Origin of the sequence: Streptomyces halobius (genome assembly GCF_023277745.1) — a bacterium.
GTDB classification, from domain to species: Bacteria; Actinomycetota; Actinomycetes; order Streptomycetales; family Streptomycetaceae; genus Streptomyces; species Streptomyces halobius.
On the sequence record NZ_CP086322.1, the window covers coordinates 1703954 to 1726962 of the forward strand.

The following is a 23009-nucleotide window of genomic DNA, read 5'->3' on the forward strand; positions in this document are numbered from 1 at the left end:
ACCCCATGCCCCTCGTTCCGACCTCATCGCTCATCGACGCCGCACGTGAGGCGCGGGTCGGCGCCGCGGCCTTCAACGTCATCCATCTGGAAACCGCCGAGGCGCTGGTCACCGCCGCCGAGCGCAGGGACGCCCCCCTCATCCTGCAGATCAGCGAGAACTGCATCCGCTACCACGGCAGTCTGCTGCCGATCACTCGCGCGACCCTCGCCCTGGCCGAGGTTTCCTCCGCCCGGATCGCGGTGCACCTCGATCACCTCACCGAGGCGGAGCTGGTCCACCAGGGCGTTGCCGCCGGGGTGCGTTCGGTGATGGTGGACGCCTCCGCACTCCCCTACGAAGAGAATGTCACCGCCACCGCCGAGCTCACCGCCTGGTGCCACGATCGGGATGTCTACGTCGAGGCGGAACTCGGCGAGGTCGGCGGCAAGGACGGGGTACATGCGCCAGGGGCACGCACCGACCCCCAGGATGCGCTGACCTTCGTCCGCGCGACGGGAGTGGACGCGCTCGCCGTGGCCGTCGGCTCCTCCCACGCCATGTATGAGCGCACGGCCGTACTCGACAAGGAACTGATCGCGGCACTGCGCACCACGCTGCCGGTGCCTCTAGTGCTGCACGGCTCCTCCGGAGTGCCGGACGACGAACTGCGCCGGGCCATCGCCGCCGGAATGACAAAGATCAACATCTCCACTCATCTGGTCTCCGTCTTCACCCGCTCGATACGCGAGGCACTGGGCGCGGATCCGGCGCTCATCGACTCCCGGAAGTACATCAAGCCGGCCCGAGAGGCGGTGGCCGAGGAGGCCGCGAGACTGCTGGACGTGCTGGGCACTCCGGCCACGCTCCCAGACCAGTTCGCCGGACAGTCGCAGTCGCCGACTCGGGGGTGATGGAGCGGCCGGGGACCGGAGGCCAAGGCAATCGAGCCACCTGTCTTCCCGACCACCCATGTCCACGTCGGGCAGCACTCAGCGGTCAGCCCTCAGGGCCTCACCCCCAGCCCTCCCCCTCAGCCCTGCCCAAGCTCCACCAGAAAGGAGGACGCGATGGACCCGTGGTCCCGTGAATCCATGGACCCGTGCAATCCATGGATATCTGGAACACATGGTGCGGAGGAGGCGCATCCGCAGCCACGGAGTGAGGCATGGGCGGCGAACGCCCGAAGCTACCCGAGGCGGTTGCGGCTACCGGGGCCCGTCGTCGGCACCTGGCCTCAATCGGATCGGCTCAGACGAATCAGGCTCACGCCATGAAGCGCCATGAACGGATGAACGCACTGCTTGAGCTGCTCGGGGAGAGAGGCCGGGTGGATGTCGAGCAGGCGGCGACCGAGCTGGAGGTCTCGGCCGCGACGATGCGGCGCGATATGGATGCCCTCGCCGAGCAGCAGTTGCTGACCCGCACCCGGGGCGGGGCGGTGCTCAGCTCGGTGGCGTACGACCTGCCGATCCGGTACAAGCACGCTCATCGGTCCGAGGAGAAGGAGGCGGTGGCCGAGGCTGCGGCGAAGCTGGTCGAGCGCGGCGACGTGGTCGGTCTGAGCGGTGGCACCACCACCACGGCGATCGCCAGGGTGCTGGCCACTCGCCCGGACTTCGCGGAGGCGGGACCGCAGCCGCATCTGACCATCGTCACCAACTCCCTGAACATCGCCAATGAGCTGGCCGTACGACCGCAGATCAAGATTGTGCTCACTGGTGGGGTGGCACACTCGCGGTCGTTTGAACTGGTCGGCCCCTTCAGCGAGTTGGTACTGCAGCAGATCTCCATCGACACCGCCTTCATCGGGGCCAATGGCATCGACCCGGTGATGGGGGCCACGGTGCACGACGAAGCGGAGGCCCGCGTCAACCGCCTCATGGCCGAGCGCTCCCGGCGTGCCGTGGTCGTCGCCGACTCCTCGAAGATCGGCCGGCGCTGCTTCGCCAGGGTCGGCGACGCGGATGTCTTTGACACCTTCATCACGGACAGCGGGGCAAACGAGGCAACCCGCCGCGAGTTCGCGGACCGGGGACTCAGGGTGGTAACGGCGCGCCCAGGCGCCGGCGACTGAGGGGAGGAAGAGGCAGCGGCGGCGCGAAGGCCGTGGGGTGGCGACGCCGAATGTGACGGGTGTGCCGGCGTGCGATGTGCCGACGAGCCAGTGCGCGGGGTACGCGGCTCGCCGCTCGCGGGAGGGGGCGATATGCCCAAAGCCGTCGGCTGGGAGCGGAGCTCGGGCTGCGGGCTGCCGGTTGGAGGCGAGCCCGTGCTGCAGACTGACGGGCATTACCGAGGGGCGGGGAGGGGAAGGGGGAGGGCCCCATCCCACTGGCCGGCATCGGGGATTCACACTCCCGCCCCGGTTCTCCGAGCCCCCAGCCACACCCCTTCCGTCCCTTCCCTCTCTCCCACCGCCTCACCGTGCCCCGTACACCGGCTGTGGTGTCTCGGCATCGGCGAGAAGTCGGCGGGCCGCACGGCCGGCCTCGGCCGGGGTCCAGCGGGCGCCCTTGTCGAGGGACGGCCCCGGGCGCCAGCCCTCCATGACGGTGATCCGGCCACCCTCCGCCTCGAATACCCGGCCCGTGACGCCCTCGGAGGCGGCGGAGCCCAGCCACACCACCAGCGGCGAGATGTTCTCGGGGGCCATCGCGTCAAAATCCCCCTCCCCCGGGACGGCCATGGTCTCGGCGAAGGTCCGCTCGGTCATACGGGTGCGGGCGGCCGGCGCGATGGCGTTGACCTGGACGCCGTAACGGTCCAGCTCAGCCGCAGCGACCAGCGTCAGGCCGAGAACTCCGGCCTTGGCCGCGGAGTAGTTTCCTTGCCCCACACTGCCCAACAGACCTGCTCCCGAAGTGGTGTTGATGACACGGGCCTGTGGCGTACGGCCTTGCTTCGCCGCCACGCGCCAATGCGCCGCGGCGTGCTTGAGGGGGAGGAAATGCCCCTTGACGTGGACGCGTAGCATCGCGTCCCACTCGTCCTCGTCCAGGTTGACGAGCATCCGGTCCCGTAGAAAGCCCGCGTTGTTGACGAGCGTGTCCAGGCGTCCGTATGTGTCGAGGGCGGTGGAGACGAGGGAGGCAGCCCCCTGAGGCGTGGCGATATCCCCGCCGTGTGCGACGGCTTCGCCGCCCGCGGCGCGGATCTCGGCGACGACCTGTTCGGCGGGGCAGCTGTCGTTGCCGGAGGCACCCGCATCTTCCGAACCACCCCGGCCACCGCAGCCACCTGAACCACCCCGGCCACCTGAACCTCCCGTGCCTCCCAAGCCATCCGAACAACCCACGTCACTTGAGCCGTCCAGCCTCACGTCGAGGTCGTTCACCACCACCCGGGCGCCCTCGGCGGCGAAGGCGAGGGCGTGCGCACGTCCCAGGCCACGCCCCGCGCCGGTGACGATGACGACACGCCCATCGCAGATTCGAGTCATCTCAGCTCTCCTCGCCCGAAGTTGGGGTATCGACGGTGTCAGCAGTGTTGGTGTTGGTGGTGCTGGCGATGTTGGTAGTGGTGTCGGCGGTGTTGTCAGTATCGGTGGCAGTGACGATATGGGCTGTATTGGCAGTGGTGGCGGCACGGGCAGCATGAGCGGTATTGCCGGCATCGGCGGTTCCCGCAGCCGCCCAGGAAGCCGTCGACGCGTCGAGGAAAGTCGGCCGCTCTCCACCCCCGTGCACCAGCAGGCTCGCGCCGCTCACATACCTCGACAGGTCGGAGGCGAGAAAAGCACAGGCTTCCCCGACCTCGGCCGGTGTGGCCAGTCGGCCGAGCGGGACGGTGTTGCCGACGGCGGCGATACCGTCCTCATCTCCGTAGTGCAGGTGCGACAGCTCGGTGCGCACCATGCCGAGCGTGAGCGTGTTGACGCGGATTTTCGGGGCCCATTCGACGGCCATGGAGCGGGCCAGGTTCTCCAGGCCCGCCTTGGCAGCGCCGTACGCGGCGGTGCCGGGCGAGGCACGCGTCCCGCTGACGCTGCCGATCATGATGATTGAGCCGCCGGTTTCCTGATCCGCCATCACCTCACGAGCGGCGAGGGACGCGGTGATCGGGGAGGTCAGGTTCAACTCCACTAATTTGGCCACCTTCCGGGGAGTCGAGTCGGCCAGCAGACGGTACGGCGTGCCGCCCGCGTTGTTGACGAGCACGTCCAGACGCCCGTACTCGTCGCGTATCCGCCGGAAGAACACACCGACCGCGTCCGCGTCGCGCAGGTCGAGTTCCATGAACCGCGCCCTGCGCCCCGCCGCCCCTGACGGCCGGTCCGGAGGACGGCGCGCACACGCGATGACCTGCGCTCCGGCGGCCAGCAGGGTCATGGCGATCCCCGCGCCGACGCCGCGCGTACCGCCCGTGACGACCGCGACGCGGCCCGACAGATCGATGGTGAGCGTCATGCGACACCTCCCGCAGCGCTCCGTGCGCTGCTACCGTCTCAGTCACCAGCACCTAACAAACGTTTGGTGGAACGTGGAACGTAGGGGAAAGGTAGCTGATGTGCCCATGGGTGTCTCCACCTCTCGCCCCGCTCCGCCCCCGGATGCCGGCGGCGCCCCGACGGATGGCGTGATCGCCCTCATCACCGTCGACTTTCCCCCGGTCAACGCCCTTCCCGTACACGGCTGGTACGACCTGGCCGAGGCCGTACGGGCAGCCGGCCGGGACCCCGGCACCCGGTGTGTGGTGCTTGCCGCGGCCGGGCGCGGCTTCAACGCCGGCGTGGACATCAAGGAGCTGCAGCGGACCAGCGGGCACACCGCGCTGATCGGCGCCAATCGTGGCTGCTACGAGGCGTTCGCGGCGGTCTACGAGTGCGAAGTCCCGGTCGTCGCGGCGGTTCAGGGTTTCTGTCTGGGCGGCGGCATCGGGCTGGTGGGCAACGCGGACGCGATTGTGGCGAGCGACGACGCCACTTTCGGGCTGCCCGAACTGGACCGTGGCGCACTGGGCGCTGCCACCCATCTCGCCCGGCTCGTGCCGACGCACCTCATGCGCACGCTCTACTTCACCTCGCGCACCATCACCGCCCACGAGCTCCACCGGCACGGTTCCGTATGGGAGGTGGTACCGCGGGAGAAGGTGCTGGACACAGCGCTGGCGTTGGCGGCGGAAATCTCCGCGAAGGACGGGTACTTGATACGGCTGGCCAAGGCCGCGATCAATGGCATCGACCCGGTCGACGTACGCCGCAGCTACCGCTTCGAGCAGGGCTTCACCTTCGAGGCGAACCTCAGTGGCGTCGCCGACCGACATCGCGACACCTTCGCATCCCCATCTCCGTCTCCGTCCCCGTCCGCGCCTTCGTCCTTGCCCCCGTCCGCATCTCCGCCCCCGCCCCCGTGCGCATCTCCGTCCCCGTCCCGGTCCCCATCTCCGCCCCCGTCCGCGTCCTCGTCCCGGCCTTCGTCCCAGCCTCCGTCTCCATCCCCCTCGCCCTCCTCCCCCGCCAAGACCTCCCCGAAGGAGCCGCGTTGAGCGACAAGACCATGACCGCTGACGAGGCCGTGGGGCGGCTGGCGAGCGGAATGACGATCGGGATCGGCGGCTGGGGCTCGCGGCGTAAGCCGATGGCGCTGATACGGGCCCTGCTGCGGTCCGAGCTGACTGACCTGACCGTGGTCGCGTGCGGAGGTCCGGACGTGGGGCTGCTGGCCGCCGCGGGCAAGATCCGGCGCCTGATCGCACCGTTCGCCACCCTCGATTCGATCCCCCTCGAACCGCATTTCCGCGCCGCCCGCCAGAACGGCACCCTGGAGATGACGGAGCTGGATGAGGCCATGTTCATGTGGGGGCTGACCGCGGCCGGACAGCGCCTGCCGTTCATGCCGGTCCGCGCCGGTCTCGGCTCCGACGTACTGCGGGTCAACCCGCAGCTGCGGACGGTGGCTTCGCCGTACGAGGACGGGGAGGAGCTCGTCGCCGTCCCCGCGCTGCGGCTGGACGCCGCGCTGATCCATCTGCATCGCGCCGACGCCCGGGGCAACGGCCAGTACCTGGGCCCCGACCCGTACTTCGACGATCTGTTCTGCGAGGCCGCTGACTCCGCGTATCTGTCCTGCGAACGCATCGTGGACAGCGAGGAGTTGATGTCCGGGGGCGGGCCACAGACGATGCTCGTCAAGCGTCCGTTCGTGACCGGGGTCGTGGCGGCGCCGAACGGTGCGCACTTCACCGCCTGCGACCCGGACTACGGCCGTGACGAGGCATTCCAGACGGCTTATGCGAGGGCGGCCGCTGATCCGGAGGGGTGGGCGGTGTTCGTCAAGCGTTTCCTCTCCGGGGATGAGCGGGAGTATCAGTCCGCGGTCGCGGCCTTTCACGGGGCGATGGGAGGGGACGGCGTATGAGCTCCGCCTCAGCCGCCCCGGCCTCTTGGGACGACCTCCCCGGTCCCCCCGTCACCCGCGCCGAGTACTGCGTGCTGGCCTGCGCCGAGGCGTGGCGGGACGCCGGCGAGGTGCTCGCCAGTCCCATGGGCACCGTGCCCTCGATCGGTGCGCGGCTGGCCCGGCTGACCTTCTCCCCCGACCTGCTGCTCACCGACGGGGAGGCACTGCTGATCGGCGACGTGCCGGCCGTCGGTGAGCGGTCCGAGGTGACCGAGGGCTGGCTGCCGCACCGCCGGCATCTGGCGCTGGTCGCCACCGGGCGCCGGCACGTCATGATGGGCGCGAGTCAGATCGACCGTTTCGGCAACCAGAACATCTCCTGCGTCGGCACGTGGTCACGGCCGGCCCGCCAACTGCTCGGAGTGCGTGGCGCGCCCATCAACACCTTGAACAATCCAACGAGTTACTGGATTCCTCGGCACTCTCCCAGGAGCTTCGTCGAGCGGGTCGACATGGTCTGTGGCGTCGGTTACGACCGGGCCGCGGCGGCGGGTCCGTCCGCGACCCGCTACCACCGCATCTCCGAAGTCATCAGCGACCTGGGTGTATTCGACTTCGCGACGCCCGACCACAGGATGCGGCTGCGCTCGCTGCACCCCGGTGTGACCGTCGAGCAGGTTCGGGAAGCCACCGGGTTCGAACTGGTGGTGCCGTCGGAGGTCCCGTCGGAGATGTCGCCGGAGGCCCTGGCGAAGACGTCGTCGCAGGTCCCGACGGAGGTGTCCTCGAAGGTCCCGTCGGGGGTGCCGTACACCCGAAAGCCGACGGCGGCAGAGCTACGGCTGATCCGCGAGGTGATCGATCCCCATGGGCTGCGCGACCGCGAGGTGCGTACGCGATGACGGACCGCAGCCGACGCGACAACGGTCCGAGCGGTCCAGGCGGTCCGGGTGACCAGGGCAAACCAGGCGCTCCGGGTGACCAGGGCAGACCGGGTGGTCCGGGTGGTGACCGGGCCGGACCAGGCGGCCCGGCAGCCATGCCCCCGCCACTCCCACTGCCACCCCTCCGGACCCCCCTCACCGGTCTCGTCGGCGTACGGCACCCCCTCGTGCAGACCGGCATGGGGTGGGTGGCCGGGCCACGGCTGGTCTCGGCCGCCGCGAATGCCGGGGCGCTGGGGGTCCTGGCGTCCGCCACGATGACCGTGCAGGAGCTGCGGGCGGCCGTCCGCGAGGTCCGCTCCCGTACGGACGCGCCATTCGGGGTCAATCTGCGCGCCGATGCCGGTGATGCCGGGGAACGGGTGCGGGTGATCATCGACGAGGGGGTGAAGGTGGCTTCGTTCGCGCTGGCTCCCTCTCGTGAGCTGATCGCGCGGCTCAAGGGCGCGGGTGTGGTCGTGATCCCGTCAGTCGGGGCGCGTCGGCACGCCGAAAAGGTGGCGGCCTGGGGGGCCGACGCGGTGCTCGTCCAGGGCGCCGAGGGAGGCGGGCATACCGGCGAGGTGGCGACCAGTGTGCTGTTGCCGCAGGTCGTGGACGCGGTCGGGATCCCCGTCATCGCGGCCGGCGGGTTCCGCGACGGCCGGGGGCTGGTCGCCGCGCTCGCTTTCGGTGCTTCGGGGGTGGCGATGGGGACACGATTCCTCCTCACCTCCGACAGCACCGTCCCGTACCCGGTCAAGGAGCGTTATCTGGCCGCGTCGGTCAAGGACATCACCGTCACGACGAGGGTGGACGGGCTGCCGCACCGGATGCTGCGTACCGATCTCGTCAACTCGCTTGAGAGGAGCGGGCGTTCGGCCACGCTGCTACGGGCCGTCCGGTATGCGGTGGCCTTCCGGAAACGGTCGGGGTTGTGCTGGTCCCAGATGGTGCGCGATGGGCTCGCGATGAGGCGTGGCAGAGAGCTGACGTGGAGCCAGGTGCTGCTGGCGGCCACTACGCCGATGATGCTGCGGGCCGCGATGGTCGAGGGGCGGCCGGATCTGGGGGTGATGGCCTCCGGCCAGGTCGCCGGGCTGATCGAGGATCTGCCGTCGTGCGCGGAGCTGGTGGACCGGATCATGACGGAGGCGCACGAGACGCTGGGGCGCCTGCGTGCGGTGCCGTAGTACCCAGGGTTGACGTCCGTGTGGCACTCTGGGCCGATTTTCTCCCGGCGCGTGTGGGCGATAATGGGGTAGAACGTATGAGCGCGTGAGGGCAAGGCCGACCAGCCTTCACGGACGGGGTTTCCAACGGGGGAGAGATTACGTGCGGAAGATCATGGCCATCGCTGTGGCAGGGGCGGTGTGCAGCACCTCGCTGACCCTGGCCACGGCCTCGAATGCGGCCGCTGCCCAGCGGACGCCGCAGTGCGTCAAGGTGCGGAAGTACTTCGACAAGGGCGGCCAGCACCACGTACGGCTGACGAATCTGTGCGCCAAGCGCACCTCGTGCTACGTCATCGTCATACCGCACCACAAGGATCCGCGCGGCCGTCTCAAGAAAGGCGTGACGAAGGACGTCCGCTACGGGCCGGCGTCGTGGCCGCGGGCGCTGTTCGTCAAGAACACACCCTGTAAGCACCGGGGACGTTAGCCGGCCGGCTCCACAGCCGAGCTCCGCAGCCAAGGGGTCGCCTGCGGCGGGCGTCAGTGCCCCGGGCGGCAGCTGAGGTCCGGGCGGCCGAGGTGGCCGGGTTCAGCGGTGTTCGTCCTCGGTCCGGCCCTGGCCGTCGTCCGGCTCACGCGTGGCCACCAAGTGGGCGCCTGGACGGGCCTTTACGCGGTGGGCATCGTCCTGGCCGGTCTGGGCGGCATCCTCGCCCGGCGCGGCTCCACCCGCCTGGCATCCGTGGCGGTAATCATCGGCTGCCCGTTGCTGGGGTTGGGAGACGCGACGGCAGGGCCGCTGTGAGACACCCCACAGAGACCCTGACAACCGCTCGCACCACTGCTCTCACAGCCGCTCGATGATCGTGACATTGGCCTGACCGCCGCCCTCGCACATGGTCTGCAGGCCGTAGCGTCCGCCGGTGCGTTCCAGTTCGTGCAGGAGCGTGGTCATCAGCTTGGCGCCGGTGGCGCCGAGGGGGTGGCCGAGGGCGATGGCGCCGCCATTGACGTTGACCTTGTCCGGGTCGGCGCCGGTCTCCTTCAGCCAGGCCAGGACCACCGATGCGAACGCCTCGTTGATCTCGATCAGGTCGATCTCGTCGAGGGTGAGGCCGCTCTTCTTGAGTGCGTGCGCGGTGGCGGGGATGGGCGCGGTGAGCATCCGGATGGGGTCCTCGCCGCGTACCGAGAGGTGGTGGATACGGGCGCGTGGAGTCAGCCCGTGTTCGCCGACCGCGCGTGCGCTGGCGAGCAGCAACGCCGAGGCGCCGTCGGAGACTTGGGAGGAGAGGGCGGCAGTCATCCGGCCCCTCTCGACCAGCGGCTTGAGGCCCGCCATCTTCTCCAGCGAGGTGTCGCGGCGCGGCCCTTCGTCCAGGGTGACGTCCCGGTACGGCACGGTTTCCCGAGCGAAGCGGCCCTCGTCCATGGCGCGGAGCGCGCGCCGGTGTGAACGGAGCGCGAACTCCTCCATGTCGCGGCGGGAGATGCCCCACTGCTCGGCGATCAGTTCGGCGCCGTAGAACTGGTTCACCGGGCGGTCGCCGTAACGGGCGCGCCAGCCCTCACTGCCCGCGAACGGGCCGTCGGTGAGGCCGAGCGCTTCGGTGGCCTGCCGGCTGGCGAAGGCGATCGGGATCATCGACATGTTCTGGGTGCCGCCGGCGACGACGAGGTCCTGGGTGCCGGAGAGTACGCCCTGCGCCGCGAAGTGCACGGCCTGCTGCGAGGATCCGCACTGCCGGTCGACGGTGACGCCCGGCACCTCCTCGGGGAGCCCGGCCGCCAGCCAGGCCGTGCGGGCGATGTCACCGGCCTGCGGTCCTACGGTGTCCAGGCAGCCGAGGACCACGTCCTCGACGGCGGCCGGGTCCACGTCCGTACGGTCCATCAGCGCCTTGAGGACATGCGCGCCGAGGTCGGCGGGGTGCACGGCGGCGAGCCCGCCATTGCGCCTGCCGACCGGGGTGCGTAGCGCATCGACGATATAGGCCTCGGCCATGGGACTGCTCCTCCGGTTGGGCGTCGAGTGGATCGCGGACGCGTGGATTGCGGACGTGTGGGTTGCGGGGTGTGGATCGCTGACGTGCGGTTACATGAGATGTGGATGTGCGGGCGTGTCGATGGCGGACGTCGTGGATCAGGTACGTACGGCGATGCCGTCCAGCACCATCGACAGGTACTGGCGGGCGATCTCCTCCGGGCTGTGGTGTCCGTCCGGCCGGTACCAGCTCGCCGCGACCCAGACGGTGTCCCGGACGAAGCGGTAGGTCAGCCGGATATCGAGATCGGCGCGGAAGACCCCCTCGGTCACGCCCCGCTCCAGCGTGCCCAGCCATGCCTTCTCGAACTTCTGCTGGGAGTCGGTGAGATAGCCGAAGCGGGGCTGGGCGGCGAGGTGCCTGGACTCCTTCTGGTAGATGGCGACGGCGGGCCGGTGCCGGTCGATCTCCCGGAACGACTCCGTGACCAGGGCTTCGATGGTCTCCCTGGGACCGAGTCCGGCGGCGAGTACCGCGTCGTAGCCGTCCCAGAGCTCGGTCAGGAAGGTGGCGAGGATCTCGTCCACCATCGATTCCTTGGAGTCGAAGTGGTAATAGAGGCTGCCGGCGAGCATGCCCGCCGCGTCGGCGATCTTCCGTACGGTCGTGGCGTTGTAGCCCTGGGCGGCGAATACCTCGGCGGCGGTGTTCAGCAGCTCGCGACGGCGCTCCGGGGACGCGCTCACGGTCACCGTCTTCTTCTTGGCGCCTCGGACGTTCTTCTTGGTGCCTCGGGCGTCGTTCTTGGCGTCCGCGTTGCGCTTGGCGTCCGCGTTGCGCTTGGCGTTCGCGGTGGTCTTGGCGTTCGCGGTGGTCTTGGCGTTCTTCGGGGTTGGCACGTGGCCATTGTCGCTCCGTATTCCCGTCGCATCCGTACCCGATCCGTGCCGGATTCCCCTCCGTATGCGGGCCGGGCCCGATCTCCTGTGCCGGCTCACGCGTGCTGGCTGCTGACCGGGACGACCTCGCCGGTCATGTACGAGGAGTAGTCGCTGGCGAGGAAGACGATGACATTGGCGACCTCCCAGGGCTCGGCATGGCGCCCGAACGCTTCCCGGGAGGTGAGCTCGGCCAGCAGCTCCTCGGTGGTGACCTTGGCGAGATGCGGATGCATGGCCAGGCTCGGCGAGACGGCGTTCACCCGGACCCCGTACGCGGCGGCCTCGACGGCGGCGCAGCGGGTCAGGGCCATCACCCCGGCCTTGGCGGCGGCGTAGTGCGCCTGGCCACGCTGGGCGCGCCAGCCGACGACCGAGGCGTTGTTGACGATGACGCCCGAGCCACCGCGTGCGCCCGAGCCACCACGTACCCCGGAGCCACCGCTGAAGTCGCCACGTACCCCGGAGCCACTGCTCAAGCCGCCGCGTACGCCGGAGCCACCGCTTACGTCGGAGCCACCGCGCACGCAGGCCGCGCCGCGATCGCCGCCGCCCTCATCCGCCTCGCGCATCCGGCGGAGCGCGGCGCGGGTGCAGCGGAAGGTGCCGTTCAGGGTGACGTCGAGGACCTTGCCCCATTGGTCGTCGGTCATCTCCACGAGATCGGCGGTGCCGCCGAGGCCGGCGTTGTTGACGACGATGTCGAGTCGGCCGTGCCGCTCTTCCACCAGGTCGAAGAGGGCGACGACCTGCGCTTCGTCGGTGACGTCGCACGGCAGGGCGGCGACCCTCCGGGCGCCGAACTCCTCGGCGAGCCGGTCCTCGGCTTCCTTGAGCCGGCGCGCATGGGCGTCGGAGAGGACGACGTCCGCGCCCTCCTCCAGCAGCTTGCGTGCGGTGGCACCGCCGATGCCGGCGCCCGCGGCGGCGGTGACGACGGCCGTCCGGCCGGCCAGCAGCCCATGCCCGGGAACGTACGAAGGCACGTACGAAGTCCGGGGCGAAGGAGCGGAAGAAGGCACGTACGCAGGAGGGGACGAAGCAACGCGCGGAGGCTTCTCGGTCGTCATGGCCGTACGCTAACCTACCAAACACTTGTTAGGGAACGGTTGGAGGCAGCTTGGAGCATCCGGTAACTCCGCCCGCCCCCGCACCCCTCAGGGGTCGCGTCAGGAAAGAGGCCGCCCGTCGATGGATCTTGAACATGCCCCGGAGGACGAGGAGTTCAGGCACACCGCACGCGCCTGGCTCACCACGCACGTGCCCGTCACCCCGCTCCCCTCGCTGGAGACCGAGGAGGGCTTCGCCGCCCACCGGAAATGGGAGCGCACCCTGGCCGCGGACCGCTGGTCGGTGGTCTCCTGGCCCGAGGAGTACGGCGGCCGGGGCGCGTCCCTCGCGCGCTGGCTGATCTTCGAGGAGGAGTACTACGCCGCGAACGCGCCCGGCCGGGTCAGCCAGAACGGCATCAGCCTCCTCGCCCCGACGCTCTTCGAGCACGGCTCCCCCGCCCAACTCGCCCGCGTGCTGCCGCCGATGGCGAGCGGCGAGGTCGTCTGGGCGCAGGCATGGTCCGAGCCGGAGGCCGGATCGGACCTCGCGTCGCTGCGCTCCAGGGCCGTACGGACCGAGGGCGGCTGGCTGCTCAGCGGGCACAAGACGTGGTCCTCTCGGGCGGCGTTCGCCGATCGGGCGTTCGGACTGTTCCGCAGCGATCCGAACGCGGACCGGCCGCACCGCGGGCTGACGTATGTCATGTTCGATCTTCGCGCGCCCGGCGTGACCGTACGGCCCATCGCGCGTCTGGACGGCAAACCCGCCTTCGCCGAACTCTTCCTCGACGAGGTCTTCGTCCCGGACGAAGACGTCATCGGCGAGCCGGGCCAAGGGTGGCGGGTCGCGATGAGCACGGCGGGCAATGAGCGCGGCCTCACCCTGCGCAGCCCCGGCCGCTTCACAGCGGCCGCCGAGCGTCTGGTCGCGCTGTGGCGGCGTGCCGATCCGTCCGATACGGCGCTGCGCGACCGGGTCGCCGACGCGGTCATCGGCGCCCGCGCGTATCACCTCTTCACCCGGGCCCATGCCGACCGGCTCGCCGCGGGCGCCAGTCTGGGTGACGGTCCGGGCGCCGGCCTGGGTGCCCATCCGGGTGCCGGGGGTCTGGGTGGCGATCCGAGTGGCGGTCTGGGTGGCGATTCCAGCCTCAACAAGGTCTTCTGGTCCGAGCTGGACATCGCCCTGCACGAGACCGCGCTCGACCTCCTCGGCGCCGAGGGCGAACTCGCCGGCCATGCCAACGACTCTCCGGACCAGGGCGGTTGGGCGGACGGCTGGCTCTTCTCGCTGGCCGGTCCGATCTACGCAGGTACCAATGAGATCCAGCGCGACATCATCGCCGAGCGGCTGCTGGGACTGCCGAAGGGGCGACGGTGACGGGTGGGGCGGGCGGCGACCCCGGATGGGTGAAGGACGGGCAGGCCAGGGTGACGCCCCGGATGGTCGGGGTGACGGGCCGGGGCGGAGTGACGTGCCGGATGGGCAGGGTGGCGGCCACAGGTGGGAGCGGCGGAGGTCGGAGATCCGCAGAACGGGCGGGCCTTGCGGGGCACATGTCCCGTCGCGCGACGGGAGGACGCCGAGGGTGACTTTTCTTCTCGACGATGAGCAGCACGAGTTCGGCCGGACACTCGACCGGATGCTGAGCGCAGCCGATGTCGCGGGTGCGGTACGCGCATGGGGAGCGGACGACACCGGTCCCGGACGAAAGGTGTGGCAACGGCTGGCGGACGCGGGGGTGTTCGCTCTCGCGGTGCCGGAGGAATACGGGGGCGCGGCGCCGGATGGCCATAAGGGCGCTCCCCAGGACGGGCGTTGCGGCGAGGCTCCGGTGGGGAATGACGGCGCAGCACCGGAAGGGTACCGGGCGAGTGGCCTGCTCCCTCTGCTCACTGTCGAAATGTCCCTGGCTTTCGTCGTGTTGGGATGTCATGCGATGCCAGGGCCGGTCGTCGAAACGGTCGCCGCGGCCGCCCTGCTGCGACGGCTGGACGATCCGGCGCTCAACAGGCGCTGGCTCCCCGGAATCGCCACGGGCGGTCACCTCGTCTCGTACACGGATCAGGCGCACGGGCCGTACGCGCTGGACGCGGCAGCCGCCGACACGCGGTTCGTCATCATGGACGACCGGCTGCTGTGCGCGGCGGGCCACGGACCGGTCCAGCCCTCGCTCGACCCGGCACGGCGGCTCGCCCGGCCCGCACTCGACGACGAGGTGCTGGCGAGCGGGCCGGAGGTACGGGCAGCCGCCGCGCATGCCGCCGATGTCGCGGCGTTGCTCACGGCTGCCCAGGCGCTGGGGGTCGGACGCCGACTGCTGGCCGACACCATCACCTATGTGCAGCAGCGCAAGCAGTTCGGTGTGGCCATCGGCTCGTTCCAGGCGGTGAAGCACCGGCTGGCGGACGCCCTGCTGGCCTTGGAATTCGCGCAGCCCTTGGTGTTCGCGGCGGCGGTGGCACTGGCGGGCGGGGAGCGGCGTGCGCACGGGGAGCGGCGTACGCGTGGGGATGTCGCCGCGGCGAAGGTTGCCGCGGGCGAGGCGGCGTACGGCGCGGCGCGCACGGCGCTTCAGCTGCACGGTGCGGTCGGCTACACCGAGGAGCTGGATCTGTCGCTGTGGATCCGCAAGGCGCGGGCGCTGCGGAGCGCGTGGGGAACGCCATCGGCGTGCCGGGCGCGCGTGCTGGCGGGCGCCCCTTAGGGGGCCGTTAGAAGTTCCGTCAAGGCTTCGCTCAGGTGGTTCCCGTAGGGGTTGTCCGAACAGATCCCCTAAGGGTTGTGAGCGCCCCTTGCAGGCCACAACGCGGTGGGCGCAGGGGGTATTCCGGCGCCCGCGCCGGCCGCCCGCGCCGCACGGCTACCGCTCCGCACGACCGCCCGCGCCGCACGGCTGCCCGCCCCGCACGGCCGCCGCTCCGCACGGCCGTCCGGCCCGGCGGCAGGCAGAATTGGCCGTACGGCAGTGCGGCCGAGAGGAGAGTGCGGGTGACCGAGGACATCGTCGCAGGGGTGCTGCGCCAGTGGCAGCAGGTGCACCCCGGGCTGGACACCGGCCCGATGGCGGTGATCGGACGGCTCAACCGCTGTTCCGCCCTGCTGCAACAGGCGGCCGACGCGCCGCTTCGGCGGGCCGGGCTCACCCGCCCCGAGTTCGACATCCTCGGCACGCTCCGCCGGATGGGCCGCGAGCTGACCCCCGGACGGGTGGCGCGCGAGACCTTCGCCTCCGGGACGGCGGTGACCAAGCGGGTACGGGCGCTGGAGGAACGCGGACTCATCGCCCGCCGCCCCGACGAGCGTGACCGCCGCGTCACACATCTCTCCCTCACCGACGAGGGCCGCGACATGATCGACCGGCTGCTGCCCGAGCAGCTGCGGTACGAGGCGGCGCTGCTCTCCGGTATCGGCGCTGAGCGGCAGGATGAACTCTCCGCTGCGCTGGGCGAGTTACTGGTCGTGTTGGAGGCCCGGCTGGGGAGTTCGGTGGAGTGAGTCGATGAAGTGCCTGGATGGGGGTGGGTTGACGTTCCCCGGCCACCGGCATCCGCGACCATCGACGCCCCGGTCGCGAAGGCCCTCCTCACGGCTCCAAGCGGGCGATTCGTCCCTGCTCGCCCGCGGCCCAGCACCCCAGGTCCGGGGCGCAGTCGACGGTGTCGTACGAGCCGTGGTCGAAGGTGTGCCAGGTGTGGCCGCCGTCGAGCGTCAGATCGCTGCCGGACGGGCCGACCGCCAGGGCGATACGCCGCGAGTGCGGGAGCCAGGAGGCGCCGGAGCGGTACGCGTGCGGGGGCACGGCGGCCGCGGTCCAGGTGGCGCCGCCGTCGGCGCTGACCGAAGCGGACCGGGGTGAGAGCTGTTCGGGGCGGTAATCGCCACCGACCGCGATGCCGTGCGTACGGTCGCGGAAGGCGAGGGCGAAGACTCCGCGGGCTGGATCGCCCGCCGGGACGGGGGTGTTGGCGACCGTCCAGGTCCGGCCCCGGTCGGTGGTGTGCAGGACACGAGCGGTAGCGGCGCCGCCGGTCGCGATCCAGGCGTCCCGGCGGCCGGAGGAGACCACGCACTGCCCGCTGGCGGCGAACGCGGCCTCGCCTTTCTGCGCCGACGGCATCCCGTCCGAGGGCAGCAGGCGCCAACTGCGGCCGCCGTCAGCGGTGGACAGGATCCGGAACTTCCCGTCGACGGGGTCGCCGAGGGCGATGCCGTGGCGCCGGTCGAAGAAGGTCAGGCAGTCGTAGAAGGCGCGCGGATCGGTGTTGCGGAAGCTCTCGGCCCACGTGGCACCCGCGTCGTCGGTGCGGAAGACGCGCGAGGACTCGCCCTCGCCGATCGCGAGAACGACCGCGTGGCGTCCGTCGAACGCCTCGATATCGCGGAATTCCAGGGCGCCGGCGCCGGGCGGCGAGATATCGGTCCAGTGCCTGCCGCCGTCGTGGGTGCGCAGCACGGTGCCATGGGTTCCGGCGACCCATGCGGTCGCACGGCTGACGGCCGCCAGCCCACGGAAACGGGCGCTGCTGTCACTGCCCTTCAGGCGCCAACCGGCATGGAGTGTATGGCTGTTGATATCAGCCGTAGCCGTAGGACTGTCGGTGTCATCGGGATGGCTATTGGCTCCGGCCGGCTGACGGTTGGTGCCGGGCGGCTGACCGTTGGTGCCGGCCGGCTGGGACGCGGCCACCGGGCCGGCTGTCAGCGCGCCGAGCGTCGCCGCGGCGGCCGTCACACCGACGACGACCGCCGGCCATCCGCCGGACGCCGATCGCCACGTGCCCCGCGTCTGCCGTGCACCTCGCCATCGCCCCGTACCCCGCCTCCACTTTGCGCCTCGTATCCGCCCCGTACGCTGCATACGCCCCACCCCGCCCCACTCACGCATTCCCCACGGGCCTCAGGCCCCTCACGGCCTCGTTGCGCTGGAAGCTAGCCCAGCCTGAATGCCGCGTCCAGGGCGCCGGAGCGGGTGCGGGAAGGGGTGGCGACCGCTGTCCGAAATGCCGGACGGAACGAAGTGGCAGGGGAGTTGCGGCTCTTCGTGTGTGTACGTCGTGACGACAGCGGGTGCGGGCTCCGGTCAGCCCTTGTCGCAGGGTGCCGGTCAGCCTGCGGGAGAGGCGGTGGGTGCGAGCTCGGTCGTCGGCCCTGCGGTGGCATCGCCGCCGGTGGGCCCGGAGGTCGCCGCGGGCGTGGGCGTTGCGGGCGTGGCGGATTCCGGCGCGGGGGATTCCGGCACGGAGGAGTCCGGCGTGCGCGTCGGAGTCGGGGTCGGGGTCGGCGTGCCCGTCGCCGCGGGCGGCGCGGTGGGCGTAGGCGTGACCTTCGGCGTGGGAACCACCGCCGGACCGCCGGACGAAGCCGACCCGGACGTTCCCGTCGCCCCGGACGACCCAGCCGAAGCGGTCGAACCCGCCGACCCCGCCGCTGCGGACGACCCGGTCGACGCGGTCGACGCGGTCGACGCGGCCGAGGCACTCGGTCCCGCCAAGGCACTCGGTTCGGTCGAAGCGCTCGGTTCGGTCGAAGCGCTCGGCGCAACAGGCGACGGCGTTCCCGCCCCCGCAGCGCCGGCCCCCGCCGCAGCGGCCCCGGACGGTGCCGGCAGGGTCGGCCCGGATCGCCCCCGTGTCTCACCGTGCGCCGGGTCCCGATCGCGCGGCGGAACACCACCCGCGCCCGGGGCCCTGATGCCCGGCCGCACCGCATCACCGGCGCCATCCGTCGCCGAGGGTGTCTCTCCGCCCCGTACGGCAGGCGGACCCGGCTCTTGTCCGCCCCCGGCCTCCGCCGTCACCGGCGCCTGCGGGCGCGCCGCGGCAGCCGTATCGTCGTTGGTCAACGCGATTCCGGTGACGACGGCCGCGGTGGCCAGCGCCGCGACGCCCACGCCCGCGACGGACGCGGCGAGCGGCCCGGCCGGGGTGACCTGGCCGCGCATCAGGTGCCGTACGGACCGGTGCGCCGCCTTGAGCGGGCCGCTCCCGTACGCAGGGGAGCCCGCACCCGCCGCCCCGGCGCCGACCAGTGGCAGCAGGAAGTGCGCCGAACCGCTCGCCAGAAACACCAGCAGCGCCGGACCGGTGAGCGCCGGCAGCCGGTGGTTGGCGCGGGTCAGCAGGACCACCCGGTTCCGGCAGTCGGGGCAGTGCAGGACATGGCTGTCGACGTCGTCGACCTGCCCGTCGGTGGCCTCGCCCCGGACAACCGCGGGTATCCACTCCCAGAACATGCCGCACGCGGGATCTTCGGGTGTGCCCGGCATGCCCCGGAGAAACGCCTGCCCCATCCCCTCGCGCGCACGGTGGAGCAACACGGACGTCGCGCCCTTGCCAGTGCCTATCACCTTGGCGACGGCCGCCGGCGGCTGACCCTCGGCCTCGGCGAGCCAGAGCGCCTTCACCCAGCGCTGCGGCAGCTGGTCGAGGACCTGGGCGAGGAGATCGACACAGGCGACGCGCTGCAGCGGGTCCGCACTGCCGGCCGACGCGTCGGCCGCCCGCCAGGTGTAGCCGTCCTCCGGGTCACGCGGGATCTCGCGGGCGGCACCGGAGCCGGCCGATGCGGCGATGTGGCGGATGGTGGTCCGCAGATACGCCGGGATGTTGTCGATCCGGTGGCCGTCCCGGATCCGTCGCCAGACGTGGAACTGGGCCTCGGCGACGTGATCCTCGGCGAGCCAGGCGTCGGAGGTCAGCGAGTGGGCGTAGCCGACCAGGCGCGGATGCTCCTGTGCGTAGAGCGCGGCGTAGGCGTCCACCGCCGACTCCCCGGAAGCCGCGAAGGCATCTGACATGGAGGTCATGGAGGTACAGCCCCTGACGTATCACTCGCCCCGGTGGTAGCCCGTCTCTGACGGCTCCTGGCACGGTCCCGGACCGGCTCTCGGTGGGCGGGTGCTCCGGCCATCGGGGCATTGATGGACTGCGCAAGCGTAAAGAGGACATATCTCCGCATTCAAAGCTTCGTGACACACGTCATACAGGAATCCGGTGCACTGGCGTAATGCGCTCGCCGCCCTAGTGGCCGTAGAGGCGAACGCACCGAAGCCGAAGCATCGAGATCACGCACCACCGGAAGCGAAGCACCGCAGTCACCGAAGCACCGCAGCACCGCAATCTCGCACCGAATGCAAGGGAGCCGGCGATGTCCACCGCCATCGACCACGCCGTTCAGGCCCGTCTCGTCGCGACCACACCGCAGTCGCGGGAGATTCCGGCGAGCCTGCGCTACGACCGCGCGGACCCCTTCGCGGTGCGGCTGGTCTTCCCGCCCGCCGCCTCGCTGGACGGGGCGGAAGTGACCTGGATGTTCGGGCGTGACCTGCTGGCGGAGGGGCTGCGCCTGCCGTCCGGTACGGGCGATGTGCGGATCTGGCCGTGCGGTCCGGAGACCGTCGTGGTGGAGTTCCACTCGGTGGACGGGATGGCGATGGTGCAGTTCGGGACGCGGGATCTGCGGGACTTTCCGAACCGGTCGTACGGGGTCATCGCAAAGGGGGGCGAAGGGGCGTTTATGGACGTCGAGGCGTCCCTCGCGGGGGTACTGCGCTCGGCCTGAGCCGACCGGGTTCGCCTGCGGCGGGACAGCCAAAAACGTGGGGCTCAGGCAAACAACCTGCCCAGATGCAGATCCAGCACCCGCAACGCCTCATCCCCCGTCTGCACATCCAGCAGGACATACGCCGAGAGCCCATCGACCAGGCTGATCAGCAGCATCGCCTCGTCCTCGGTGGCCCGGTCCGGTGACAGTTCGCCGCGTTCCGCAGCTCTGCGCAGCTGGTCGGTGAGGAAGGCGCGGAGTTTGGGGATGCCGTCCTCGGCCTCGGCGCGCAGATTCTCGTCGTGGACGGCGCGGGCGAAGTAGGCGGCGGCCACCAGCTGCCCGGTGCGGCTCTGCTCGTCCAGCGGCAGCATCCCCGAGAGACAGGTGCGCAGCACCGTGCGGGGTGACGGCTCGTCGGTCAGTGCCTCGATGCGCTCGCGGATCCGCTGGTCGGCCAGGCGGTTGGTGTGCCGCAGGGCGAAGAGGAGCAGCTGGTCCTTGGAGTGGAAATAGTGCTGCAATCGGCCGAGGGAGATACCGGCCTCGGCGGCGACATCGCGCAGGCTCGCGCCGTCCAGTCCCCGGGTGCCGGCGATCCGCCAGAGCGCCTCGGCGATCTCCTGGCGCCTGGCCTCGTGATCCACCTTTTTGGGCATGGACACCCTCCCTTCCTGTGAAGTGCCGCAGTTGTCCGAATCCGTGGCCCGTCCGAGTCCATGACCCGGTCCGGGGCGCTTTTACAAGTCGATCGTACTGTTATAACGTATCGCTACTCAATACGCTTGACTTGGAAACGGTGAACCCTCATGCCCGAGCACGCCGCCCCGCTCCTGCGCCCGCCCCGTCATCGCGTCGATCCCCGTGCCCGCCGCTGGTGGACGGTCCAGGCAATGCTCACGCTCAGCGGGCCGATGCTGCTCGTCGCGGTGGTGATGGCGGTACTCTCGGCGCTCTTCTTCCCGGGTGCGCTGCCCTGGCCGGGCCCACTGCTGCTGGTCGTGCTGGTGCTGCCCGCGCTCGGCTACGTCCTGGTCATGCCGCGCTGGCGGTACTCCGTCCACGCGTGGGAGCTGGGCACCCGCGCGGTCCACGCGGCGGGCGGCTGGTTCTGGCAGAAGCGGCGGATCGCGCCGCTGTCCCGGGTGCAGACGGTCGACACCGTGCGCGGCCCCATACAGCGGCACTACGGGCTGGCGACGGTGACCGTCACCACCGCGTCCACCGCCGGTGACATCAAGATCGCGGGGCTCTCCGACGCGGACGCACCGGAGTTGTCCCGGCTGATCGGCGAAGCCGCCCAGAACGTGCCGGGTGATGCGGCATGAGCAAGCGGATGATCCGTTGCCTGAACGCGGAGACGCCCGCCGTGCCCGCCGCGTCCACCTCCTGGCGCCGCCTGGAGCCCCGCACCCTGCTGGTGCACTGCGGCTGGCTGGCGGCGCCGCTCGGCTCGCCGGCGCTGACCGCGCTGGCCACCGGCGCTGAGATCACACCCGGGGCATGGATCACGCTCGCCGTCATCACCGTGATCGGCCTGATCCGCTGGGCCCGTACGGACTTCCGGGTCACCCACGACTCCTTCGACGTGCGGAGCGGGCTGCTGACCCGGCGGCTGCGCAGTGTGCCGTTGCACCGCATCCGCACCGTCGACCTGACCGCGTCGCCGTTGCACCGTCTGATGGGCGTCACCGTGCTGCGGACGGGCACGGCAGGCTCCGGGGACGGCGGCGGCGAGCTGTCGCTGGAGGCGCTGCGGCCCGCCGAGGCGGACCGGCTGCGTACGGAGCTGCTCGCGCGCGCCGATACCGAGGCGGCCGCCGACGACCCGGTGCTGGCCCGGATCAGCTGGCGCTGGCTGCGGTACGCGCCGCTCACCTTCTGGATCGTCGGCGGGGTGTTCGTCGTGGCCGGTTCCGCCTACCGGGCGCTGGACGCCATCGGCATCGAGCCGTGGAAACTCGGCTTCGTCCGGCGGGCGTTCAGCGAATTCGGGGCGAGCGTCCTGTGGCTGACGATCCCGACGGCGCTGCTCGCCATCCTGGCCCTGGGCTCGGTCGGCGCGGTCGCCCTCTACGTCGAGAACTGGTGGAGCTACCGCCTGGAATGGGCCGACGCCCGCACGCTCCAGGTGCGCCGGGGGCTGTTCACCAACCGCTCGGTCACCATCGAACGGGCCCGGCTGCGGGGTGTGCTGCTGCGCGAGCCGCTGCTGCTGCGGGCCGGCGGTGGCGCGCTCGTCCGTGCGGTGGCGGGCGGTCTCGGCAACCGTGAGGAGAACCGCCGGCGGAGCGGGCTGCTGCCGCCCGCGCCCCGCCACTAGGCACTCCGCGTGGCGACCGGCACCCTTCAATCCCCGTTCCCAGGAAAGGCGTTGACGGCTGGGACGGGAAAGAGGGCGCACCCTCCGCTGACCGCCCATCCCCGTGTCGCCCTCCGCCGGCGACGGGTGCGCGGCCTGTTGTTCGTCGTGCTGCCCGGCACGGTCGTCCTCGCGGGCCTCGGCGCGGCGTTCACGCCCGTCCTGCTGCACTGCGCCTGGACCTACGCCGTGGTCACCGCACCGGTCGCGCTGTGGCTGGCCCGGGACGCGTACCGCAATCTGGGGCACGGGATCCACGGCCGCTATCTGGTCACCCGCTCCGGCACGTTCAGCCGTGACACCGTCGCCCTTCAGCGCGAGGCCATCGCGGCGTGGACGTTCTCCACCTCGCCGTTCACCCGCCGGGCCGGACTGGTCACCCTCACCGCCGTGGTCGCCGCGGGCGAGGAGCGCTATCGCATTCCGGACCTCGCCGCCGACTACGCCCCGTCCTTCGCCTCGGCGGCGGCCCCGGGCATCCTCGATGAGTTCCTCAGCACGCCGAACGGAACACCGGACGGAACACCGAACGGAACCCCCGACAGCACATCGGGCAGCGCCTCCGCCGGCGTACCGTTCGGCGGACCGGACCCTCACCGGTACCCCGAATCGCCTCGGGAATCCGCAACATGACACAGATCACACCCCCCTCGCGGGCACGACGAGCGCCGGCACGCCGTCCTACTCGGTGAGCCGTCCCATAGCCGA

General features: G+C 71.0%; 20 protein-coding genes and 2 pseudogenes. 14 read left to right on the forward strand and 8 right to left on the reverse strand.

Translation table 11 applies throughout. The features are described 5' to 3' along the window. The first annotated feature begins 5 nt into the window (after positions 1-5). Together K9S39_RS08130 and K9S39_RS08135 are read left to right on the forward strand one after the other, a co-directional pair. On the forward strand, positions 6-893 hold the full coding sequence (locus tag K9S39_RS08130; protein ID WP_248862650.1) for a class II fructose-bisphosphate aldolase: 888 nt from the start codon (positions 6-8) through the stop codon (positions 891-893). A gap of 359 nt (positions 894-1252) precedes the next feature. Continuing rightward, the gene (locus tag K9S39_RS08135) at positions 1253-2056 is read left to right on the forward strand and encodes a DeoR/GlpR family DNA-binding transcription regulator (RefSeq protein ID WP_248862651.1); all 804 of its coding nucleotides are present in this window, start codon (positions 1253-1255) and stop codon (positions 2054-2056) included. A gap of 345 nt (positions 2057-2401) precedes the next feature. Here K9S39_RS08135 and K9S39_RS08140 read toward each other — a convergent pair whose 3' ends face one another. Continuing rightward, positions 2402-3421 carry an SDR family oxidoreductase gene (locus tag K9S39_RS08140; protein ID WP_248862652.1) on the reverse strand — a complete coding sequence of 340 codons (1020 nt, stop codon included), beginning with the start codon at positions 3419-3421 and terminating at the stop codon, positions 2402-2404. Position 3422: 1 nt separating this feature from the next. Then, entirely contained in the window at positions 3423-4388 is a 966-nt protein-coding gene (locus K9S39_RS08145) for an SDR family oxidoreductase (protein ID WP_248862653.1), read from the reverse strand. 106 nt (positions 4389-4494) lie between these two features. Here K9S39_RS08145 and K9S39_RS08150 point away from each other — a divergent pair. The 6 genes and pseudogenes from K9S39_RS08150 to K9S39_RS08175 form a co-directional block, all read left to right on the forward strand. Next, positions 4495-5262, forward strand: a pseudogene (locus K9S39_RS08150) (enoyl-CoA hydratase family protein); the annotation flags it as partial. A 200-nt stretch (positions 5263-5462) separates the two neighbouring features. Then, on the forward strand, positions 5463-6338 hold the full coding sequence (locus tag K9S39_RS08155; RefSeq protein ID WP_248862654.1) for a CoA transferase subunit A: 876 nt from the start codon (positions 5463-5465) through the stop codon (positions 6336-6338). After that, positions 6335-7222 carry a CoA-transferase subunit beta gene (locus K9S39_RS08160; RefSeq protein ID WP_248862655.1) on the forward strand — a complete coding sequence of 296 codons (888 nt, stop codon included), beginning with the start codon at positions 6335-6337 and terminating at the stop codon, positions 7220-7222. The genes K9S39_RS08155 and K9S39_RS08160 overlap by 4 nt, the downstream gene beginning before the upstream one ends. A 137-nt stretch (positions 7223-7359) precedes the next feature. Beyond that, a complete protein-coding gene (locus K9S39_RS08165) occupies positions 7360-8436 on the forward strand; it encodes an NAD(P)H-dependent flavin oxidoreductase (RefSeq protein WP_248862656.1) in 1077 nt (358 codons plus the stop codon). 142 nt (positions 8437-8578) lie between these two features. Then, on the forward strand, positions 8579-8905 hold the full coding sequence (locus K9S39_RS08170; protein ID WP_248862657.1) for a hypothetical protein: 327 nt from the start codon (positions 8579-8581) through the stop codon (positions 8903-8905). A gap of 108 nt (positions 8906-9013) precedes the next feature. Beyond that, on the forward strand, positions 9014-9223 hold the full coding sequence (locus K9S39_RS08175; RefSeq protein WP_248862658.1) for a hypothetical protein: 210 nt from the start codon (positions 9014-9016) through the stop codon (positions 9221-9223). 42 nt (positions 9224-9265) lie between these two features. Here K9S39_RS08175 and K9S39_RS08180 read toward each other — a convergent pair whose 3' ends face one another. The 3 genes from K9S39_RS08180 to K9S39_RS08190 form a co-directional block, all read right to left on the reverse strand. Beyond that, complete coding sequence (locus K9S39_RS08180; protein WP_248862659.1) at positions 9266-10423, reverse strand: acetyl-CoA C-acetyltransferase; 1158 nt, start codon at positions 10421-10423, stop codon at positions 9266-9268. Between the two features lie 138 nt (positions 10424-10561). Beyond that, positions 10562-11149 carry a TetR/AcrR family transcriptional regulator gene (locus K9S39_RS08185; protein ID WP_319949633.1) on the reverse strand — a complete coding sequence of 196 codons (588 nt, stop codon included), beginning with the start codon at positions 11147-11149 and terminating at the stop codon, positions 10562-10564. A 248-nt stretch (positions 11150-11397) separates the two neighbouring features. Continuing rightward, positions 11398-12327, reverse strand: a complete 930-nt coding sequence (locus K9S39_RS08190) for an SDR family oxidoreductase (protein WP_248862660.1) — start codon at positions 12325-12327, stop codon at positions 11398-11400. A 205-nt stretch (positions 12328-12532) separates the two neighbouring features. On the opposite strand from K9S39_RS08190, the gene K9S39_RS08195 reads away from it, so the two are divergent. From K9S39_RS08195 to K9S39_RS08205, 3 genes are all read left to right on the forward strand, one after another. Beyond that, positions 12533-13774 (forward strand): acyl-CoA dehydrogenase family protein, encoded by a 1242-nt coding sequence (locus K9S39_RS08195; RefSeq protein ID WP_248862661.1) that lies wholly within the window; start codon positions 12533-12535, stop codon positions 13772-13774. A 208-nt stretch (positions 13775-13982) separates the two neighbouring features. After that, the gene (locus tag K9S39_RS08200) at positions 13983-15101 is read left to right on the forward strand and encodes an acyl-CoA dehydrogenase family protein (protein WP_248862662.1); all 1119 of its coding nucleotides are present in this window, start codon (positions 13983-13985) and stop codon (positions 15099-15101) included. A 284-nt stretch (positions 15102-15385) separates the two neighbouring features. Then, a complete protein-coding gene (locus K9S39_RS08205; protein WP_248862663.1) occupies positions 15386-15892 on the forward strand; it encodes a MarR family winged helix-turn-helix transcriptional regulator in 507 nt (168 codons plus the stop codon). Positions 15893-15980: 88 nt separating this feature from the next. On the opposite strand, the gene K9S39_RS08210 is transcribed toward K9S39_RS08205, so the two are convergent. Together K9S39_RS08210 and K9S39_RS08215 are read right to left on the reverse strand one after the other, a co-directional pair. Continuing rightward, positions 15981-16970, reverse strand: coding sequence for a WD40/YVTN/BNR-like repeat-containing protein (locus K9S39_RS08210; protein WP_248868658.1), 990 nt, complete (start codon positions 16968-16970; stop codon positions 15981-15983). Positions 16971-17501: 531 nt separating this feature from the next. Next, positions 17502-19202, reverse strand: a complete 1701-nt coding sequence (locus K9S39_RS08215) for a sigma factor (RefSeq protein ID WP_248862664.1) — start codon at positions 19200-19202, stop codon at positions 17502-17504. 341 nt (positions 19203-19543) lie between these two features. Between K9S39_RS08215 and K9S39_RS08220 the strand changes: the two genes are divergently transcribed. Then, positions 19544-19957, forward strand: a complete 414-nt coding sequence (locus K9S39_RS08220; protein WP_248862665.1) for a spore wall synthesis regulator SsgD — start codon at positions 19544-19546, stop codon at positions 19955-19957. Between the two features lie 44 nt (positions 19958-20001). On the opposite strand, the gene K9S39_RS08225 is transcribed toward K9S39_RS08220, so the two are convergent. Further along, positions 20002-20598, reverse strand: coding sequence for a TetR/AcrR family transcriptional regulator (locus tag K9S39_RS08225; protein WP_248862666.1), 597 nt, complete (start codon positions 20596-20598; stop codon positions 20002-20004). A gap of 150 nt (positions 20599-20748) precedes the next feature. On the opposite strand from K9S39_RS08225, the gene K9S39_RS08230 reads away from it, so the two are divergent. Both K9S39_RS08230 and K9S39_RS42860 read left to right on the forward strand, forming a co-directional pair. Continuing rightward, on the forward strand, positions 20749-21267 hold the full coding sequence (locus K9S39_RS08230) for a PH domain-containing protein (RefSeq protein WP_248862667.1): 519 nt from the start codon (positions 20749-20751) through the stop codon (positions 21265-21267). Between the two features lie 8 nt (positions 21268-21275). After that, positions 21276-22934: pseudogene (locus tag K9S39_RS42860) on the forward strand (PH domain-containing protein). Positions 22935-23009 lie beyond the last annotated feature (75 nt).

Bases quoted from the DNA above. Each gene is read 5' to 3' on its own strand.
- K9S39_RS08145 (WP_248862653.1), bottom strand. From the start codon at position 4,388: ATGACGCTCACCATCGATCTGTCGGGCCGCGTCGCGGTCGTCACGGGC.
- K9S39_RS08225 (WP_248862666.1), bottom strand. From the start codon at position 20,598: ATGCCCAAAAAGGTGGATCACGAGGCCAGGCGCCAGGAGATCGCCGAG.
- K9S39_RS08230 (WP_248862667.1), top strand. From the start codon at position 20,749: ATGCCCGAGCACGCCGCCCCGCTCCTGCGCCCGCCCCGTCATCGCGTC.
- K9S39_RS08165 (WP_248862656.1), top strand. From the start codon at position 7,360: ATGCCCCCGCCACTCCCACTGCCACCCCTCCGGACCCCCCTCACCGGT.
- K9S39_RS08180 (WP_248862659.1), bottom strand. From the start codon at position 10,423: ATGGCCGAGGCCTATATCGTCGATGCGCTACGCACCCCGGTCGGCAGG.
- K9S39_RS08195 (WP_248862661.1), top strand. From the start codon at position 12,533: ATGGATCTTGAACATGCCCCGGAGGACGAGGAGTTCAGGCACACCGCA.
- K9S39_RS08135 (WP_248862651.1), top strand. From the start codon at position 1,253: ATGAAGCGCCATGAACGGATGAACGCACTGCTTGAGCTGCTCGGGGAG.
- K9S39_RS08220 (WP_248862665.1), top strand. From the start codon at position 19,544: ATGTCCACCGCCATCGACCACGCCGTTCAGGCCCGTCTCGTCGCGACC.
- K9S39_RS08160 (WP_248862655.1), top strand. From the start codon at position 6,335: ATGAGCTCCGCCTCAGCCGCCCCGGCCTCTTGGGACGACCTCCCCGGT.
- K9S39_RS08140 (WP_248862652.1), bottom strand. From the start codon at position 3,421: ATGACTCGAATCTGCGATGGGCGTGTCGTCATCGTCACCGGCGCGGGG.
- K9S39_RS08130 (WP_248862650.1), top strand. From the start codon at position 6: ATGCCCCTCGTTCCGACCTCATCGCTCATCGACGCCGCACGTGAGGCG.
- K9S39_RS08215 (WP_248862664.1), bottom strand. From the start codon at position 19,202: ATGACCTCCATGTCAGATGCCTTCGCGGCTTCCGGGGAGTCGGCGGTG.